General features: G+C 58.4%; 16 protein-coding genes. 8 read left to right on the top strand and 8 right to left on the bottom strand.

Annotated features, from left to right (window positions below; all coding sequences use genetic code 11):
* Position 1: 1 nt before the first annotated feature.
* The gene (locus ACZ5RG_RS04180; protein WP_298601434.1) at positions 2–565 is read left to right on the top strand and encodes a DNA-3-methyladenine glycosylase I; all 564 of its coding nucleotides are present in this window, start codon (positions 2–4) and stop codon (positions 563–565) included.
* Between the two features lie 241 nt (positions 566–806).
* On the opposite strand, the gene parC is transcribed toward ACZ5RG_RS04180, so the two are convergent.
* From parC to ACZ5RG_RS04160, 4 genes are read right to left on the bottom strand one after another with little or no spacing between them, the layout of a single operon-like run.
* On the bottom strand, positions 807–3,176 hold the full coding sequence (gene parC, locus ACZ5RG_RS04175; RefSeq protein WP_464447850.1) for a DNA topoisomerase IV subunit A: 2,370 nt from the start codon (positions 3,174–3,176) through the stop codon (positions 807–809).
* Positions 3,173–4,060, bottom strand: coding sequence for a BRO family protein (locus ACZ5RG_RS04170; protein ID WP_464447849.1), 888 nt, complete (start codon positions 4,058–4,060; stop codon positions 3,173–3,175). Before ACZ5RG_RS04170 ends, parC begins: the two co-directional genes overlap by 4 nt.
* A 14-nt stretch (positions 4,061–4,074) precedes the next feature.
* The gene (locus tag ACZ5RG_RS04165) at positions 4,075–4,893 is read right to left on the bottom strand and encodes a GIY-YIG nuclease family protein (protein ID WP_464447848.1); all 819 of its coding nucleotides are present in this window, start codon (positions 4,891–4,893) and stop codon (positions 4,075–4,077) included.
* 17 nt (positions 4,894–4,910) lie between these two features.
* A complete protein-coding gene (locus ACZ5RG_RS04160; RefSeq protein WP_298599283.1) occupies positions 4,911–6,923 on the bottom strand; it encodes a DNA topoisomerase IV subunit B in 2,013 nt (670 codons plus the stop codon).
* Positions 6,924–7,064: 141 nt separating this feature from the next.
* Here ACZ5RG_RS04160 and ACZ5RG_RS04155 point away from each other — a divergent pair, with 141 nt between their 5' ends.
* The 5 genes from ACZ5RG_RS04155 (at position 7,065) to bamC (ending at position 11,103) form a co-directional block, all read left to right on the top strand.
* Positions 7,065–8,276 carry an MFS transporter gene (locus ACZ5RG_RS04155; RefSeq protein WP_298599280.1) on the top strand — a complete coding sequence of 404 codons (1,212 nt, stop codon included), beginning with the start codon at positions 7,065–7,067 and terminating at the stop codon, positions 8,274–8,276.
* Positions 8,273–8,395, top strand: a complete 123-nt coding sequence (locus ACZ5RG_RS04150; RefSeq protein WP_315236681.1) for a hypothetical protein — start codon at positions 8,273–8,275, stop codon at positions 8,393–8,395. The genes ACZ5RG_RS04155 and ACZ5RG_RS04150 overlap by 4 nt, the downstream gene beginning before the upstream one ends.
* Before the next feature lie 19 nt (positions 8,396–8,414).
* Positions 8,415–8,960, top strand: coding sequence for a class I SAM-dependent methyltransferase (locus tag ACZ5RG_RS04145; RefSeq protein WP_298599295.1), 546 nt, complete (start codon positions 8,415–8,417; stop codon positions 8,958–8,960).
* A gap of 110 nt (positions 8,961–9,070) precedes the next feature.
* Positions 9,071–9,967 carry a 4-hydroxy-tetrahydrodipicolinate synthase gene (dapA, locus tag ACZ5RG_RS04140; RefSeq protein WP_312259966.1) on the top strand — a complete coding sequence of 299 codons (897 nt, stop codon included), beginning with the start codon at positions 9,071–9,073 and terminating at the stop codon, positions 9,965–9,967.
* Between the two features lie 26 nt (positions 9,968–9,993).
* On the top strand, positions 9,994–11,103 hold the full coding sequence (gene bamC, locus ACZ5RG_RS04135; protein ID WP_298599292.1) for an outer membrane protein assembly factor BamC: 1,110 nt from the start codon (positions 9,994–9,996) through the stop codon (positions 11,101–11,103).
* 134 nt (positions 11,104–11,237) lie between these two features.
* On the opposite strand, the gene ACZ5RG_RS04130 is transcribed toward bamC, so the two are convergent.
* Together ACZ5RG_RS04130 and ACZ5RG_RS04125 are read right to left on the bottom strand one after the other, a co-directional pair.
* On the bottom strand, positions 11,238–11,420 hold the full coding sequence (locus ACZ5RG_RS04130; protein WP_298599273.1) for a hypothetical protein: 183 nt from the start codon (positions 11,418–11,420) through the stop codon (positions 11,238–11,240).
* Positions 11,421–11,594: 174 nt separating this feature from the next.
* Entirely contained in the window at positions 11,595–12,740 is a 1,146-nt protein-coding gene (locus ACZ5RG_RS04125; protein ID WP_315236683.1) for a JmjC domain-containing protein, read from the bottom strand.
* A gap of 97 nt (positions 12,741–12,837) precedes the next feature.
* Here ACZ5RG_RS04125 and ACZ5RG_RS04120 point away from each other — a divergent pair, with 97 nt between their 5' ends.
* Complete coding sequence (locus tag ACZ5RG_RS04120) at positions 12,838–13,383, top strand: FKBP-type peptidyl-prolyl cis-trans isomerase (RefSeq protein WP_312259964.1); 546 nt, start codon at positions 12,838–12,840, stop codon at positions 13,381–13,383.
* Between the two features lie 102 nt (positions 13,384–13,485).
* On the opposite strand, the gene dut is transcribed toward ACZ5RG_RS04120, so the two are convergent.
* Positions 13,486–13,935 (bottom strand): dUTP diphosphatase, encoded by a 450-nt coding sequence (gene dut / locus ACZ5RG_RS04115; protein ID WP_464447847.1) that lies wholly within the window; start codon positions 13,933–13,935, stop codon positions 13,486–13,488.
* Between the two features lie 64 nt (positions 13,936–13,999).
* A complete protein-coding gene (coaBC, locus tag ACZ5RG_RS04110; RefSeq protein WP_298599262.1) occupies positions 14,000–15,211 on the bottom strand; it encodes a bifunctional phosphopantothenoylcysteine decarboxylase/phosphopantothenate--cysteine ligase CoaBC in 1,212 nt (403 codons plus the stop codon).
* 342 nt (positions 15,212–15,553) lie between these two features.
* On the opposite strand from coaBC, the gene ACZ5RG_RS04105 reads away from it, so the two are divergent.
* Positions 15,554–17,200 carry a CTP synthase gene (locus ACZ5RG_RS04105; protein WP_298599259.1) on the top strand — a complete coding sequence of 549 codons (1,647 nt, stop codon included), beginning with the start codon at positions 15,554–15,556 and terminating at the stop codon, positions 17,198–17,200.
* The last annotated feature ends 7 nt before the right edge of the window (positions 17,201–17,207 follow it).

Here is a 17,207-nt window from a genome sequence, read left to right as displayed (position 1 = left end):
TATGCAGCGTTGCCCCTGGTGCGAAGGCTTTGACCTGTACCGCCATTACCACGACACCGAATGGGGTGTGCCCCAGCGTGACGATCGCGCCCTGTTCGAGTTGATCAACCTAGAGGGCGCACAAGCCGGGCTGTCGTGGTCCACGGTGCTGAAAAAACGCGAAACCTACCGCGCAGCCTTTGACCAGTTTGACCCCGAAAAAATAGCCCGCTATGACGCCACCAAAGTGGCCGAATTGCTGGCCGATCCGGGCATCGTGCGCAACCGTCTCAAGGTCGCCGCCACCATCGGCAACGCCCAAGCCTATCTCGCCCTGCAATCCAAGGGCCAAAACTTTGGCCAGTTCGTCTGGCAATTTGTCGGTGGCGAGCCCTTACAACACCGACGCAAAAGCATGGCCGAAGTGCCCGCCCAAACCACCGAGTCCGACACCATGAGCAAAGCCCTGAAAAAGGCCGGCTTCAAATTCGTCGGCACCACCATTTGCTATGCCTTCATGCAAGCATCAGGCATGGTCAACGACCACCTGGTCAGCTGCCATCGGCACGCGCCACTGGCCAGATGAGGGATTCAGGCGTTCAAATCAACGCCCGCCACTTCCGCCATCAAGGCCCTTCACCACAACATCAAAGCTCGTCACCGGAACGTCAACGATAGACACCCCAACCCCAACCCCAACCCCAACCCCAACCTCAAACCTCAAAGCTCAAAGCTCATCATCGAAATGGAAGTTTGTCACCCCCGACTTGATCGGGGGTCCATGACTTAATCTGACGTCCAAGACCTCCGCCTTGGGTCCGCATCAATCACTCCACCCGCGTCACCCGATTCGGCTTGAACCCCAAGTCCGCCACGCGCCCCTTCTTGGCCCGTGCGGCTTTGGCGTTGTTCAGGCTGCGGATTTCAAGGGTTTCTTCACGCTCTTTGCCGCCTCGGCCAATGCCGGCGATCTTCACGCTGCGGGTGTAGGCCGCAGCGCCTGCCAAGGTGTCTTTGGCTTCGAGGTCGATCAGCATCAAGCCCCGGCCGCCTTTTTCCATCGTCTTGAGTTCGCTGATTTCAAACGTCAGCACGCGGCCACCCGCGCTGGCACAGCAGACGCTGGACGCCGCTGCCATGGCTTGTTTGTCGGCAGGCACGGTGGCGCTGGAGCCGCTGACATGGCTTGGGGCGCAAACGGTTTCGCCATCACCCAGACTGATGAAGGCTTTGCCGGCCTTGTTGCGCGAGACCATGTTCTCTACCGAGGCCATGAAGCCGTAACCGCCTGAGCTGCTGAGCAGCAGCGTGGCGTTGGCCGGACCTGCAAAGTAGTGGGCAATCTGCGTGGTAGGTTCCAGCTCGATCAAGGTGGTCACGGGTTGACCGTCGCCCCGTGCGCCAGGCAGTGTGGCCACAGGCACGCTGTAGATGCGACCGTTGCTGCCAAAAATCAGCAAGGTGTCCACTGTGCGGCATTCAAAGGTGCCATACAGACCGTCGCCCGCCTTGAAGGCGAAGCTGGTGGCATCGTGGCCGTGGCCGGTGCGGGCACGCACCCAGCCTTTTTCAGACACCACCACCGTCACCGGTTCGTCCACCACCTTGACTTCGGCTACGGCTTTTTTCTCTTCTTGTATCAGCGTGCGGCGCGGGTCGGCAAAGGTCTTGGCGTCGGACTCGATCTCTTTGACCATCAGACGACGCAACGCGGCAGGGCTGCCCAAAATTTCTTCGAGCTTGCCCTGCTCTTCACGCAACTCACTCAACTCTTGCTCGATCTTGATGGCTTCAAGCCGCGCCAATTGGCGCAGGCGAATTTCAAGGATGTCTTCGGCTTGGCGGTCACTGAGTTGGAAGGCCTCGATCAGCGCGGGCTTGGGCTCGTCGCTGTGACGGATGATGCGGATCACCTCGTCGATGTTGAGCAGCACCAGCTGCCGGCCTTCCAAAATGTGGATGCGATCCAACACCTTGTTCAAGCGGTGCTGGCTGCGACGGGTGATGGTGGTCTGGCGGAAGCTGATCCACTCCACCAGCATCTGGCGCAGCGACTTTTGAATCGGTTTGCCGTCAATGCCGACCGAGGTCATGTTGATCGGCGCAGACGTTTCCAAGCTGGTGTGGGCCAGCAAGGCGGTGATGAGTTCTTGCTGTTCGATGCGGCTGGTCTTGGGCTCGAACACCAAGCGCACGGCGGCGTCTTTGCTCGATTCATCGCGCACCACATCCAGAACTGCCAGCATGCTGGCTTTGAGCTGCATCTGGTCGGTGCTGAGCGCTTTTTTACCGGCTTTGACCTTGGGGTTGGTGAGTTCTTCGATCTCTTCGAGCACACGTTGCGAGCTCACGCCTTGCGGCAACTCGGTCACCACCAGTTGCCATTGGCCACGGGCGAGTTCTTCGATCTTCCACCGGGCACGCACTTTCAGGCTGCCACGACCCGTGCGGTAAGCGTCTGCGATGTCACTGGCCGGGCTGATGATCTGGCCGCCACCGGGGTAGTCGGGGCCAGGGATGATGGTCATCAATTCGCTGTCGCTGAGCTTGTCGTTTTTGATCAAGGCCACGCAGGCATCGGCCACTTCTCGCAGGTTATGGCTGGGGATCTCAGTGGCCAAGCCCACGGCAATGCCGCTGGCACCATTGAGCAAGCTGAAGGGCAAGCGGGCGGGCAGCTGGCGCGGCTCTTCGGTCGAGCCGTCGTAGTTGGGGATGAAGTCCACCGTGCCCATGTCGATTTCGTCGAGCAGCAAGCTGGTGATGCGCGACAAACGCGCCTCGGTGTAACGCATGGCCGCTGCGCCGTCGCCGTCTCGGCTACCAAAGTTGCCTTGCCCGTCAATCAGCGGGTAGCGCTGCGAAAAGTCTTGCGCCATGCGCACCAGCGCGTCATAGGCCGCCGTGTCGCCGTGCGGGTGGTAGCGGCCCAGCACATCGCCCACAACGCGGGCGCTTTTGACGGGTTTGGCCGCGGTGTTGTTATTGGGGCCGCTGTAAGACAAACCCATGCGGTCCATCGAATACAAAATGCGCCGCTGCACCGGCTTTTGGCCGTCGCACACGTCGGGCAAGGCGCGGCCTTTGACGACGGACAGCGCGTATTCCAGGTAAGCCCGCTGGGCGTAGGCACCCAGGTGGTCGCCTTCGGGGGCGGCAGGTTGATCAGTAGTTTCAGGGGTCAGCAAGTCGGTCATTTTTTTGGCGATTTATTTGTTTTTCGTACGGGTGTGGCGGAGAGCTGAACGGGCATTGATTTGCCGGGCGGCAAAAAGTTAATACCCGTCACCACTTTATGCCCTGTGCGTTTTTCCAGATCGTCTTTGGCGCGTTTGGCCACTCGGCCACCTTCTTTGCCCGCTTTGGCGTTTTGTTGCAGGCCTTGGGCTTCTTCGGTTTCAGCAATCTGGCGTGTGGACAGTTCGGCCAATGCGGTGAAGATCAGCTCCGCTTCGCTCATGTGGTCACGCAGGTTCTGCGTTTTCAAAGACTTGAGCGATTTGTGAGCCTGCACGCTCAAGCCCGTCCATTCTTGGTGAATGATGTTGGTCAGCAGCGCGAATTCATCCGCCTTTTCAACACCGCTTTCTTTCCGATAATCGGTCAGTTTGTTGCGGGTTTCTTGCCCCGTCATGCGCTGCTGAATCCACTTGGTGCTGCGTCCCAGTTTTTGCCAGTTATCGCGGGCGCGATCCAGGCTTTGCGCAGGATCAGCCATTTCTTGCATGCGCTCATGGCCCACCTTGGCCAACCAGCGCTTGAACGGCTCGGCCTTGGGCGATGGGATGGACTGGATCAGGCGCAAGAGTGTGGGAACATCGGCGGCCAAAGTTTTGCGCATGACCCCGGACTCACTGGGCATAGCTACCTGGGGACAATTTGTCCCCAGGTAGCTGCCCAACTCGGCATCGCGCTTGCGCAGTTTTTTCAGGTAGTCGGTGGGGTTGATGCTGTCGGTCAGCACCTCCACCACATCCACCACTGAGAAATACCACTTTTCTACTTCAGCGTTCCAATGCGACCGCACCTGCACCGATTCAAAGAGCTTAAGTTCTTGAAGATGTTTCATCGATTCAGACATTGCAGCCTCCACCATCAGTTGGCGTTGTATCCCCGCGACCCACGGGTTAGCAAAGCTTCTTTCCAAAAAGACTCCATGCCCTGGACTTGCTCTTGGGTAGCCGAACTATCTGCATGCCAAAGTAAAGAGAAGACGTAATCATCAAAAACTGAATCGCCACGCTCGACATACTCTTGCTTAAGTTTCTCGTTCCCTCCGTGACCATTTTGGGCATATTCAGACCAGCGCTGCCAAAGATTTTTTTCACCATAGGCAGCACCTACATACAGTTTGTCTTTCTTTGCGTCTGCAACCACATACACACCAGCCACCGACTGAAGCGCAGTCTTCCAACCCAAAGAACCCACGGGGTCACCTAACAAGATACGTAGTCCAGTCAGGGTGATACGAACCTTAGAGAAACCCGGAAAGTTTCCAAGCACATCGGGCACCGCAAGGACAGCATGCACTTGCAGATCATTGTTCAATGTTTCGCCGTTTGGATAACTGTTCCTGAATCGATTGGGCCAAGTCACGATCAGTCGACGTTCAAGAAGTGCTGAACTATCAACAAACGAAAATTTGTATTGAAAAAATTTTGACGTTTCAATCGGTTCACCATCAACGCGCCAAACTCCCGCAAACATCCATAAACCTTCACCGTATTCATAAAACGAGATGACATACGGCCTAGAAAAGTTTTTTTGCGATTGGTAACTCTGAAAATGCTCGAATCCCACTCTTGTTGCAAAAAGGTCTTTTTCTTTTTGATGCGGGCTACGAGCAAAATGAAATTTGCACTCCGAAGGACTCACCTGCAAGCCATGTGACTGGAGAAGCTGAAAAAGATTCATGCAACAACCTGGCTTGGTTAAACGTCGATTTCGATGCTGTCGCCGTGCAGCTCCATCAGCTCGCGTCGGGCAGCGGCTTCGCCTTTGCCCATGAGCTGCATCATCAGGGTTTCGGTGCCCGCATTGTCCAGCGGTCCCAGCTCGATGGGCAGCAGGCGGCGCGTGTCGGGGTTGAGCGTGGTGTCCCACAATTGCTCGGCGCTCATCTCGCCCAGGCCCTTGAAGCGGCTGATGCTCCACCCGCCCTCTTTAACACCGTCTTTGCGCAGCTTGTCGATGATGGCGGTCAACTCACCGTCGTCCAGCGCATAGGCTTTGGACGCGGGCTTTTTGCCACGTGCAGGTGCATCGACCCGGAACAACGGCGGCCGCGCCACATACAGGTGCCCGGTTTCGATCAGCTTGGGGAAGTGGCGGAAAAACAAGGTCAGCAGCAGTACCTGGATGTGCGAGCCGTCCACGTCCGCGTCCGACAAAATGCAAACCTTGCCATAGCGCAGGTTGCTCATGTCGGGGTTGTCGTTCGGACCGTGGGGGTCCACGCCGATGGCCACCGAAATGTCGTGGATTTCGTTGTTGGCAAACAGGCGATCGCGGTCGACTTCCCAGGTGTTGAGCACTTTGCCGCGCAGGGGCAAGATGGCCTGGCACTCTTTGTTGCGGCCCATTTTGGCGCTGCCCCCGGCCGAGTCACCCTCAACCAAAAACACCTCGTTGTGCAAGATGTCTTTGCTCTCGCAATCGGTCAACTTGCCCGGCAGCACGGCCACGCCGGAGCTCTTGCGCTTTTCTACCTTTTGGCCCGCTTTTTGGCGTGACTGGGCGGCTTTGATGGCCAGCTCGGCCAGCTTTTTGCCGTAGTCCACATGCTCGTTCAGCCAGAGTTCGAGCGCCGGGCGCACAAAGCTGGAGACCAGTCGCACTGCGTCGCGCGAGTTCAGGCGCTCTTTGATCTGCCCCTGAAACTGCGGGTCGAGCACTTTGGCGCTCAGCACATAGCTGGCCCGCGCGAACACGTCTTCGGGCATGAGCTTGACGCCCTTGGGCAGCAGGCCATGCAGTTCGATGAAGCTTTTGACGGCGGTGAACAAGCCATCGCGCAAGCCGCTGTCGTGCGTGCCACCTGCGCTGGTGGGGATCAAATTCACGTAGCTCTCACGCACGGGGGCACCGTCTTCGGTGAAGGCCACGGCCCAAGAAGCGCCCTCGCCTTCGGCAAAGCTGTCGTGGTTGGCGTCGGCAAAGCCCTCCCCTTCAAACAACGGGATCACCGGATCGCCATTCAGGGTTTGCGTCAGGTAGTCGCGCAGACCGGCTTTGTATTGCCACTGCTGGGTTTCTTTGGTTTTCTCGTTGACCAAGGTCACCGTCACGCCCGGCATGAGCACGGCTTTGCTGCGCAGCAGGTGCGTCAGCTCGTTCATGGGCAGGGCGCTGGATTCGAAGTATTTGGCGTCGGGCCAGGCACGCACCGTGGTGCCCTGTTTGCGGTCTCGGGGCACGTCCGCCAAGCCGCTACGGTCGCCCTCATTGGCCAGGCGAGTCACCAGCGGCTCGATCACGTCGCCTGCCGAGAAAGCGAGAGTGGCCACTTTGCCTTCGCGGTAACTGGTGGCTTCCAGTCGCTTGGACAAAGCATTGGTCACGCTCACGCCAACGCCGTGCAAGCCGCCCGAAAAGCTATACGCACCGCCCTTGCCCTTGTCAAACTTGCCGCCCGCGTGCAATCGTGTGAAGACCAGCTCGATCACGGGGGCGTTTTCTTCAGGGTGCAGGCCAAACGGAATACCCCGCCCATCGTCCTCGATGCTGACCGAGCCATCGGTGTGCAGGATGACTTTGATCTTTTTGCCGTAACCGGCCAGCGCCTCGTCGGCGGCGTTGTCCAGCACTTCTTGAATGATGTGCAGGGGGTTGTCGGTGCGGGTGTACATGCCCGGGCGTTGCTTGACGGGCTCCAGGCCCTTGAGCACACGGATCGAGCCTTCAGAGTACTCGTTGGATGTTTTGACAGTAGATTGGGTGGCCATGGTGGCGGATTGTAGTGGGATTTATGCCGGATTACTGGATACAACAACAGTGTCGCATTGCCTCTGCGCGCAGAAGTCCTGCTGGTGAATGCTTGCATTTGCGGGACAAGCAATCCGTACGGCATTGGTTAAAGTCAGGGGATGCAACACAAACCCCTTTCCCTGTTTCAAGTGCTGGCCTGCGGCGCGGCCATCGTCACGCTGTCCATGGGCATTCGCCACGGCTTTGGCCTGTGGCTGCAACCCATCACCCAAGCACAAGGCTGGGGCCGTCAAGAGTTCGGCTTCGCCATGGCCATCCAGAACCTGTCTTGGGGTTTCATGGGCATTTTTGCGGGCATGGTGGCCGACCGGTTTGGCGCATTCCGCGTGATTGCAGCGGGGGCCTTGATCTATGGCATTGGCCTTTTAGGCATGTCTTGGGCCACCGACCCGTGGGTGTTTGCCTTGTTCACCGGGGTGATCATCGGCACCGCACAAGCCGGCACGACTTACGCCGTGATTTACGGCGTGATCGGACGCAACGTGCCACCAGAACGCCGCTCGTGGGCCATGGGCGTGGCGGCTGCGGCGGGCAGTTTTGGCCAGTTTTTGATGGTGCCGGTAGAAGGTCTCTTGATCAGCCAGATGGGCTGGCAGACGGCACTGGTCATTTTGGCCGCAGCGGCCATGCTGATCATTCCCCTGGCCTGGGGCCTGCGCGAACCGGCTTTGAATGCACCGGGCCAGGTCAAACGCGACCAGACCATTGCCCAAGCGTTGAAAGAAGCTTTCAAATACCCCAGTTTTCAGCTGCTGATGGCGGGCTATTTTGTCTGCGGCTTTCAAGTGGTGTTCATTGGCGTGCACATGCCCAGCTACCTGAAAGACCACGGTCTGGCGCCTCAGGTGGCCAGTTATGCATTGGCCCTGATCGGTCTGTTCAACGTGTTTGGCACCTACATTGCAGGCACGCTGGGCCAGAAAATGGCCAAGAAAAAGATCCTGGCGTTCATTTACGCAGCCCGCTCGGTGGCCATCGTTTTGTTCTTGCTCGCTCCGCTCACGCCCACCAGCGTTTACATTTTTTCGTCTGTCATGGGCTTGTTGTGGCTGTCTACCGTGCCGCCCACCAACGCGGCAGTGGCGCAGATTTTTGGCATCTCTCACCTCTCCATGCTCAGCGGCTTCGTCTTTTTCAGCCACCAAATCGGCTCATTCATGGGCGTGTGGCTGGGCGGTTATCTGTATGACAAGACAGGCAGCTATGACATCGTCTGGTACCTGGCCATTGCCTTGGGCGTCTTTGCCGCATTGGTGAATTTGCCGGTGCGCGAAAGTCCGATCCAGCGCCATTCGCCCAAAGCCGCATGACCACCCGAATTAAAACCCTGTTGTTGTTGTTAGCGACGGTGCTGGGCCTGACGTTTTGGCTCTATGCCAAACCCGATGTCGTCATCATGCTGTCCGAACAGCTGTGGTCTTGCTTCTGATTTTTTGAAAACTCAACCTATGCACGGCACCGAAAACCCTTCTGCTTGGCTGCAACGCTGGGCTCATTTGATCGCTCCTGGCAGCAGCGTGCTCGATGTCGCTTGCGGCGCAGGCCGCCACATGCGCTGGTTGGCCACGCAAGGCCATGCGGTGCAAGGCGTAGACCGCAACCCCGATGCTGTGGCGTTGGCACAGGCTTTTGGCGAAGTCACTTGCGCGGACATCGAAAACGGCCCTTGGCCCTTCGCTGGACAAACTTTTGGCTGTGTTGTGGTGACCCATTACCTTTGGCGTCCGTTGCTGCCCACCCTTGTGCAGGCCGTGGCCCCGGGTGGCGTGCTGATTTACGAAACCTTTGCCGCTGGCAACGAAACCGTGGGCAAGCCCTCTCGCCCAGACTTTTTGCTGCAACCGGGCGAGCTGTTGCGGGCCACCGAAAGCTTGCGCACCGTGGCCTATGAGGACGGCTTTGAGGCATCCCCCAACCGATTTGTGCAGCGGATTGCCGCAGTACGGCTTGTGCACCAGGCCGATGTACCCCGCTTGCCTTTGCGGGCCGACTGAGTTGAAGTCGGGTTTTTCCCGTCACATCGGGTGACATTCACCCGACTTGGGGGTCATAAATCGGGTCTGCAATCGTTAGAATGGGTTTTTTCTGTTCAGAAGCACCTGACATGACCACCGAATTTCGCCCCATCAAAGGCAGCATCCCTGCCCTGATTACCCCCATGCTCGAAGACGGCAAAGTGGACTACGCCGCTTTGCGAAAATTGATCGACTGGCATGTGGCCGAAGGGACCGATTGCATTGGCGTGGTCGGCACCACGGGCGAATCGCCCACGGTCACGGTCGACGAGCACTGCGAAATCATCCGCGTGTCGGTCGAACAAGCCGCTGGCCGCGTGCCGATCATGGCCGGATGCGGTGCCAACTCCACCGCCGAAGCCATCGAGTTGGCCAAATTCGCCAAAAAAGTCGGGGCCGACTGTCAGTTGCAAGTTGTGCCGTACTACAACAAACCCACACAAGAAGGCCAGTACCGGCACTTCCGCGCGATTGCCGAAGCCACGCCCGACTTGCCCGTGATTTTGTACAACGTGCCCGGCCGCTCGGTGGCCGATATGCAGCACGACACCGTGTTGCGCCTGGCGCAAGTGCCCGGCATTGTGGGCATCAAAGAAGCCACCGGCAACATCGAACGCGCCCAGTGGCTGATCCGCGATCTGCCCAAAGAGTTTGCCGTGTACTCCGGCGATGACCCGACCGCTGTGGCCCTGATGCTGTGCGGCGGTGCCGGCAACATCAGCGTGACCGCCAACGTGGCCCCGCGCCTGATGCATGAACTGTGCATGGCGGCCATCCGTGGTGACATCAAAGAAGCGATGCGCATCCAGTTTTTGCTGATGCCTGTGCACAAAAACCTGTTTGTCGAAGCCAACCCGATCCCCGTCAAATGGGCCATGAACCGCATGGGCCTGAGCGGCCCTACTTTGCGTTTGCCCATGACCGAGCTGTCTGAATCACAGCAGCCTGCGGTTGAGGCGGCGCTCAAGGCCAGCGGCCTGATTTGATTTCCACCTAAGGATTGCTTGTGAAATTGTCCCATCGCTCTACGTCTTGTCTCACCGTTCAGCGCACGGCCGTTATCGCGGCCTTGACCATTTTGGTCAGCGCTTGTTCCATTCTTGAGGAAGACAAGGTTGACTACAAAAGCGCGGCCAAAGCCCCCACACTCGAGATCCCGCCCGACCTGAGCCAACTGCGCAAAGAATCGCGTTACGCACTTGAAAGCAACTCCGCAACCGCTTCGGGCTTCCAAAGCGCAAGCTCGCGCGTTGTCGATGCAGGCACCGCAGCCAACAAGTTAGGCGATGTCCGTATGGAGCGCCAAGGCAACCAACGCTGGTTGGTGGTGGCACGCCCGGCCGACCAAGTTTGGGAGCCCCTGAAAGAGTTCTGGACCAGCAACGGTTTTGTTCTGGTCACCGACTCGCCTGACGTGGGCATCATGGAAACCGATTGGGCCGAAAACCGGGCCAAAATTCCACAAGACATCATCCGCAGGACGCTGGGCAAAGTGCTCGACACACTCTACTCGTCTGGTGAACGCGACAAATTCCGAACACGCGTCGAGCGCAACGCACAAGGCGGCGTTGAGATTTACATCACCCACCGCGGCATGGTCGAGAACTACACCACGGCTCAAAAAGAACAAACCGTCTGGCAACCCCGCGCCAGCGATGCCGAGCTCGAAATCGAATTTTTGCGTCGCCTGATGGTGAAACTGGGTGCCTCAACCGAATCTGCCAAAGCGGCCAGCGCAAGTGCAGCGCCCATTGCCCTGGCCACCGTCAGCACGCTGAACGGACAACCCGTCATCCAAATCAGCGACACACTAGACCGCGCATGGCGCCGCACTGGCGTGGCACTTGACCGTACCGGCTTCACAGTCGAAGACCGCGACCGAACCAAAGGTGTTTATTTTGTGCGCTATGTGGCACCCGGCACGACCGAAAACAAAGAGCCAGGTTTCTTTGCCCGCATGTTCAGCAGCAAAAAGGAAGTGGCTGCTTTGTCACGATACCGCATCGCTTTGACTGAGAAAGACAATGTGAGCATCGTTAGCGTGCTGGATGCCAATGGCCAAGCCGAAACTTCGGGCAATGCCGAACGCATTTTGAAGTTGCTGGCCAACGAACTGCGCTGATCTGGTAAGGCAGGCCAGCCAAGGCCTGCTGTGCCCGCCCGCTGTCTTATGGCGCAGGCGATCACCCATAAAAAAACCCCGCAATGCGGGGTTTTTTTATGCATTCCCGGTAAAACCGGGAAAGCGCCAACCAATTACTTGGCAGCAGAAGCGTCAGCAGCTGGAGCGGCAGGAGCAGCTGGGGCAGCAGAAGCGTCAGCAGCTGGAGCAACGGCAGCAGGAGCTGGAGCAGCAGGAGCAGCGGCTTCTTCTTTTTTGCCGCAAGCGGACAGAGCAGCAGCAGCGATGATGGCAGCCAAAACGAGGGACTTGTTCATGATGATTTTCCTTGTAGGGGTTGAAAACAATTTCCGGAAATTGTCATAGCAAACTTAAAGTTTGCTTGGACCGAGACAAAAGCACTCGAGCTCTTTTGTACTCAGCTTTAAATTATAGCGTTTTCCCTAGGACCTCGCGTAACAGAAGTCACAAAGCTGACGCGAAACCTTCAATCAGGCCTTTTGTGCGGGAAAATCCTCTAGGGGTTTTAACCAATCTGCAGACATCCAATCCAACAGGGCCTCTTGAGCCGCCTCACTCAAGTTGGCGCATGAAGCCGCTGGAAGCGAGCGGTTATCAGCCAATTGACGCAATAAACGAGCATCTTTGCCGCCCACGCGGAAACTTTCTCCATTGATAAAGACATGCCGATCGTCGTACATCATTTTGGTGCGTCGATCCAATTGCACACCAAGCGACAGATCAGAAGCCGCCTCTGCCCCGTCAAACCAGACATTTGATTTCGGCTCGGTCAAATATTCGCCCAGCAAACTGTCAAGCAAATGTGGGTCTTTCAGCGCTTTATCAAGCACTTGGCGGGCGAAGCCAGCCAATGACTCCGGAATAGCCGCTGGTGACGACACCGCCAGTTGTTTGGGGTCGCGGTACAAACCATCGCCCACGCCCTCAAACGCCTCATCTGCCAGACCCAGCAAAAGCTCTCGGGCCAGCTCGCCTTCTTGCGGTGCGCGAAAGCCGATCGACCAGGTCATGCACTCGCCCTCGGCAACGCCGTCGTGCGCGTATTTGGGTGGCAGGTAAAGCATATCGCCGGGATTGAGAACGAATTCTTCTTCGGCTTCAAAATTTTGCAAAATTTTGAGCGGCACACCTGGCTGCAAGCTCAGGTCTTGTTGACGGCCGATGCGCCAACGTCGCTGCCCATGGGCTTGCAGCAAAAACACGTCATAGCTGTCAAAGTGCGGGCCCACGCCGCCGCCATCGGTGGCATAGCTGATCATCAAATCGTCGAGTCGCGCGTCGGGCACGAAGCGAAACTGCTGCATCAGCGCATGCACACCGTCGTGGTGCAAGTCGACGCCCTGCACCAGAAAAGTCCATTTTTTCTGACTGAATGGGGGCAAGCTGCGTTTGAGCAAGGGGCCGTGCTTCATCTTCCAGCCCTTGTCCGAATCCACAATCAGACGCGACTCAACGCCTTCTTGCGCAGCCAGTGCCACCAACTCGGAACGCCCGACGCAAGGAACAAAACCGGGGATGGCATTGCGCACCAAGAGTGGCTTTTTTTGCCAATGGCGCTTCATGAATTGGTTCGGCGTCAAGCCGCCCAGCAAGGCCAAGGGTTGTTCTGTGTTCATCTTAAATTCCTGGTTAAAGGCCCCGCGCCGCCGGCGGACCTCGCATCTCAAAGCCAAAGCGGCCAAAAAGTGGCCGCCAAACTGCGACAATTGTCCTATGGAAATCAAGACACCTTCTGTGGTCGCACTGACCTGGACACTCAAAGACACGCTGGGCGAAGTTCTGGACACTCTGGACGAACCCGTTGAATTTTTTATTGGCGGCAACGACCTGCTGCCCAAGATCGAGGAAGCCCTGCAAGGCCACGAACGTGGTGCCAAGGTCGACTTGCACCTGGAGCCCGAAGACGCCTTTGGCGACTTTGATGAAAACCTGCTGTTTCTGGAGCCACTGGCGCTGTTCCCAGAGGGACTCGAACCCGGCCTGACGATCGAAGGCACCGCCTTGCCCGAAGGCTGCAACCCCGATGCGCCCCGCAACGCGCTGTACACCGTGACCGAGATTTACCCCGAGCATGTGGTGCTGGACGCCAACCACCCTCTGTCGGGCATTGCCCTGCGCTTGCACCTGAAAATCGACTCGGTTCGCGAACCGACCGAAGCCGAAGTGGGCAACGGCAGCTGCGGCACAGGCTTCTTCAAAATTGAAGTGGGCGATGAAGGCGACATCCCATCTCCGTCCAACGGCCCCACATTGCACTGAGCTTGAAGCAGCTCAGTGCCAGCAAGTCCACGACTTTGGCACCGACATGCGCACAACCTGACACCACCAATGTCGCTTAAGCCATCGACCGCAAGCTGCGGCTTATTTTTTGCCCGTTGAGCCGTAACCACCTTCACCGCGTTCGCTGGCTGCGTCGAACTCGGTGACCACATTGAACGTAGCTTGCACAACAGGCACGATCACCATTTGGGCAATCCGCTCCATCGGTTCAATCGTGAACGCCACGTCGCTGCGGTTCCAGGCACTGACCATCAGCTGGCCCTGGTAATCGCTGTCGATCAAGCCCACCAAATTGCCCAATACGATGCCGTGCTTGTGGCCCAGGCCAGAGCGCGGCAGCAACATGGCCGCATAACCGGGATCTTTCAAGTGCACGGCAATGCCTGTGGGCACCAACTGCCAAGCGTTGGGCTGCAAGGTCAAAGGCGCATCCAGACAGGCACGCAAATCCAGACCTGCGCTGCCGGGTGTGGCGTAAGCAGGCAGTTGTTCGGCCATGCGGGCGTCGATGATTTTGAGATCAATGTTCATAAAAACTCCGGAGTTTGAAGAAAGGCCGTTGGCACCATGCGGCCACATGAGCCCCGAAATGGCATCAGCCTAAACGGCGTGCGATGTCGGCGATGAGGTCCACCGCCAGCGACTGTTTGCTGGCATGCGGCAGTTCACGAGCACCGGCTTCGTCGACCAGAAGCAAGGCGTTGTCATCCTGGCCAAAGGTGGCAGGCCCAATGTTGCCCACCAACAAGGGCACACCTTTGCGGATGCGTTTGGCCGTGGCGTGGGTCAGCAAGTCGTGGCTTTCGGCCGCAAAACCGACACAAAAAAGCGCACCAGAAAGAGCTCGTGGTGACTGCGCAATCGTGGCCAGAATGTCCGGATTCTCGACAAAGCTCAGCTCAGGCGTTTGGCCTGAACCGTCTTTTTTGATTTTTTGCTCAGCCGAGGTCGCCGGACGCCAATCGGCCACAGCAGCCGTTGAGATAAACACCTGCGCCCCGCCCACATGCTGCATCACAGCGTCCAGCATCTGGCGAGCCGACTGCACATTCACACGCTGAACGCCTCTGGGCGTGGGCAAATGCACAGGACCCGCAACGAGTGTCACCTGGGCCCCCGCCCTGCGCGCCGCACAGGCAATGGCAAAACCCATCTTGCCACTCGACAAATTGGTAATGCCGCGCACCGGGTCGATGGCTTCGTAAGTAGGCCCGGCCGTGACCAGCAGGGTCTTGCCTGCCAGCACCTTGGGCGTGAAAAAAGTTTCCAGTTCTTCCAGAATTTCATCGGCCTCAAGCATGCGGCCATCGCCGGTCTCCCCGCAGGCTTGGTCGCCTTGCCCCACGTCAAGCACATGCACGCCATCGGCTTTGAGTTGCGCCACATTGCGCTGCGTCGCGGGGTTGGACCACATTTCGCGGTTCATGGCTGGGGCCACGATCAGCGGCACCTTGTCCAGCGGACGGGCCAAGCACATCAGGCTGAGCAGTTCATCGGCGCCGCCATGCAGCAGTTTGGACATGAAATCGGCGCTGGCCGGAGCCACAAGAATGGCGTCGGCTTCGCGGCTCAGGTTGATGTGAGCCATGTTGTTGGCTTCGCGCGGGTCCCACTGCGAGGTGTAGACCGGCCGACCTGACAGGGCCTGCATGGTGACGGCCGTCATGAATTGCTCGGCCGCCTCGGTCATGACGACTTGCACCGTGACCCCGGCCTTGACCAAAGCCCGGCAGAGTTCCGCAGATTTGAATGCGGCAATGCCACCCGACAAACCCAAAACGATGTGTTTTCCAGCCAATGTGCTCATGGCGGGGAATGTAGCAGAGAGCACACGCCCAAGGATGCGCTGTGGCAGGCGGCCCCTGCGGCGAACAGGCGCTGTGGCACATCAAGCATTCGAGAGCGGGGGCTCGCTCCCACAAAAATACAAGCTCAGCGCAGCGCCGGTGTCAGGGCTGGCTGGATCGGGCGATTTGGCGAGCGAAGCGAGTATGAGCCCGACCGGCCAGCCCTGACACCGGGGCGGAAAACGACTGCAGACCCGGCGCGGAAACAAGCAAGATTCGCCCATCACCCCAAAAAACCCCGAACCCGACTGTCTATAATCACGATTTCCACCTTCCGGGAGCGCAAAGCTCCCGTCTTGGACATGACCAAATTCGTCTTCGTCACCGGCGGTGTGGTGTCTTCCCTGGGCAAGGGAATCGCCTCCGCATCGCTCGCCGCCATCCTTGAATCGCGCGGCCTCTCCGTCACCCTGATCAAGCTCGATCCCTACCTCAACGTCGATCCTGGCACCATGTCGCCCATTCAGCATGGCGAAGTGTTTGTCACCGACGACGGCGCCGAAACAGACCTGGATCTGGGGCACTACGAACGCTTCATCAACACACGGATGAAGAAGGCCAACAACTTCACCACCGGCCAAATTTACAAAAGCGTGCTCGAAAAAGAGCGCCGTGGCGACTACTTGGGCAAGACCGTGCAGGTCATTCCCCACGTCACCAACGAAATTCAGGACTTCGTCAAGCGCGGCGCGGGTTACGGCACGCCCGATGCGGTCGATGTGGCCATCGTCGAAATCGGCGGCACCGTGGGCGACATCGAATCATTGCCCTTTTTGGAAGCCGTGCGCCAACTCAGCTTGCGCCTGGGGCCCAACAATGCGGCTTTTGTGCACCTGACCTATGTGCCCTGGATTGCGGCTGCGGGCGAGCTCAAAACCAAGCCGACCCAACACACGGTGCAGAAACTGCGCGAAATCGGTATCCAGCCAGACGCACTGCTGTGCCGCGCTGACCGCACCATCCCCGACGACGAACGCGACAAAATTTCGCTGTTCACCAACGTGCAAAGCTGGGGCGTGATCTCCATGCCCGATGTGGACACCATCTACAAAGTGCCGCGCGTGCTGCACGAGCAAGGTCTGGACGGCCTGATCTGCGACAAGCTGCGCCTGAACACGCCACCTGCCAGCCTCAAGCGCTGGGACGACCTGGTTTACGAAACCGAACACCCCAAGGGTGAAGTCACGATCGCCATGGTCGGCAAATACGTCGAACTGTCCGACAGCTACAAATCGGTCAACGAAGCGCTGCGCCATGCCGGCATGCGCAACCATGTGCGCGTGAAAATCGAGCACATCGACTCCGAAACCATCACCCCAGAGACCGTGGCCAGCCTGGCCAATTTCGACGGCGTACTGGTGCCCGGCGGCTTTGGCAAGCGCGGCGTCGAGGGCAAGATCGAAACAGCCCAATTTGCCCGCACCCACAAAGTGCCTTACTTGGGCATTTGCCTGGGCATGCAGGTGGCCACCATCGAATATGCCCGCCATGTGGCCGGCATGACGGGCGCCAACAGCACCGAGTTCGAGCCTGAGACGCCCTTCCCCGTGATCGCGCTGATCAACGAATGGAAAGACGCCGACGGTTCCATCCAGGTGCGCGATGCCAACTCCGATCTGGGCGGCACCATGCGCCTGGGCGCACAAAGCTCCGACGTGGCCAAGGGCACGCTGGCGCACCAGATCTATGGCGACGTGGTGACCGAGCGCCACCGCCACCGCTACGAAGCCAACGTGAATTACCTGGACGACCTGCGCAAAGCCGGCCTGGTGATCTCGGCTTTGACCCAGCGCGAGCAGCTGACCGAAATCGTCGAACTGCCGCAAAGCGTTCACCCTTGGTATGTGGGCGTGCAATTCCACCCTGAATTCAAATCAACGCCCTGGGATGGCCACCCGCTGTTCAATGCCTTCGTGAAGGCTGCGATCGCTCACAAGGCTGCGGCCTGAAACCCCA

The sequence above is a fragment of the Limnohabitans sp. TEGF005 genome, from assembly GCF_055394835.1.
The sequence above is the reverse complement of the archived record's forward strand: the minus strand, read 5'-3'. Positions and strand labels throughout refer to the sequence as shown.

Bases quoted from the DNA above. Each gene is read 5' to 3' on its own strand.
- dapA (WP_312259966.1), top strand. From the start codon at position 9,071: ATGACCACCGAATTTCGCCCCATCAAAGGCAGCATCCCTGCCCTGATT.
- ACZ5RG_RS04105 (WP_298599259.1), top strand. From the start codon at position 15,554: ATGACCAAATTCGTCTTCGTCACCGGCGGTGTGGTGTCTTCCCTGGGC.
- ACZ5RG_RS04165 (WP_464447848.1), bottom strand. From the start codon at position 4,893: ATGAATCTTTTTCAGCTTCTCCAGTCACATGGCTTGCAGGTGAGTCCT.
- ACZ5RG_RS04145 (WP_298599295.1), top strand. From the start codon at position 8,415: ATGCACGGCACCGAAAACCCTTCTGCTTGGCTGCAACGCTGGGCTCAT.
- coaBC (WP_298599262.1), bottom strand. From the start codon at position 15,211: ATGAGCACATTGGCTGGAAAACACATCGTTTTGGGTTTGTCGGGTGGC.
- ACZ5RG_RS04150 (WP_315236681.1), top strand. From the start codon at position 8,273: ATGACCACCCGAATTAAAACCCTGTTGTTGTTGTTAGCGACGGTGCTG.
- ACZ5RG_RS04125 (WP_315236683.1), bottom strand. From the start codon at position 12,740: ATGAACACAGAACAACCCTTGGCCTTGCTGGGCGGCTTGACGCCGAAC.
- ACZ5RG_RS04120 (WP_312259964.1), top strand. From the start codon at position 12,838: ATGGAAATCAAGACACCTTCTGTGGTCGCACTGACCTGGACACTCAAA.
- ACZ5RG_RS04155 (WP_298599280.1), top strand. From the start codon at position 7,065: ATGCAACACAAACCCCTTTCCCTGTTTCAAGTGCTGGCCTGCGGCGCG.
- dut (WP_464447847.1), bottom strand. From the start codon at position 13,935: ATGAACATTGATCTCAAAATCATCGACGCCCGCATGGCCGAACAACTG.
- ACZ5RG_RS04180 (WP_298601434.1), top strand. From the start codon at position 2: ATGCAGCGTTGCCCCTGGTGCGAAGGCTTTGACCTGTACCGCCATTAC.
- ACZ5RG_RS04170 (WP_464447849.1), bottom strand. From the start codon at position 4,060: ATGTCTGAATCGATGAAACATCTTCAAGAACTTAAGCTCTTTGAATCG.
- parC (WP_464447850.1), bottom strand. From the start codon at position 3,176: ATGACCGACTTGCTGACCCCTGAAACTACTGATCAACCTGCCGCCCCC.
- ACZ5RG_RS04130 (WP_298599273.1), bottom strand. From the start codon at position 11,420: ATGAACAAGTCCCTCGTTTTGGCTGCCATCATCGCTGCTGCTGCTCTG.
- ACZ5RG_RS04160 (WP_298599283.1), bottom strand. From the start codon at position 6,923: ATGGCCACCCAATCTACTGTCAAAACATCCAACGAGTACTCTGAAGGC.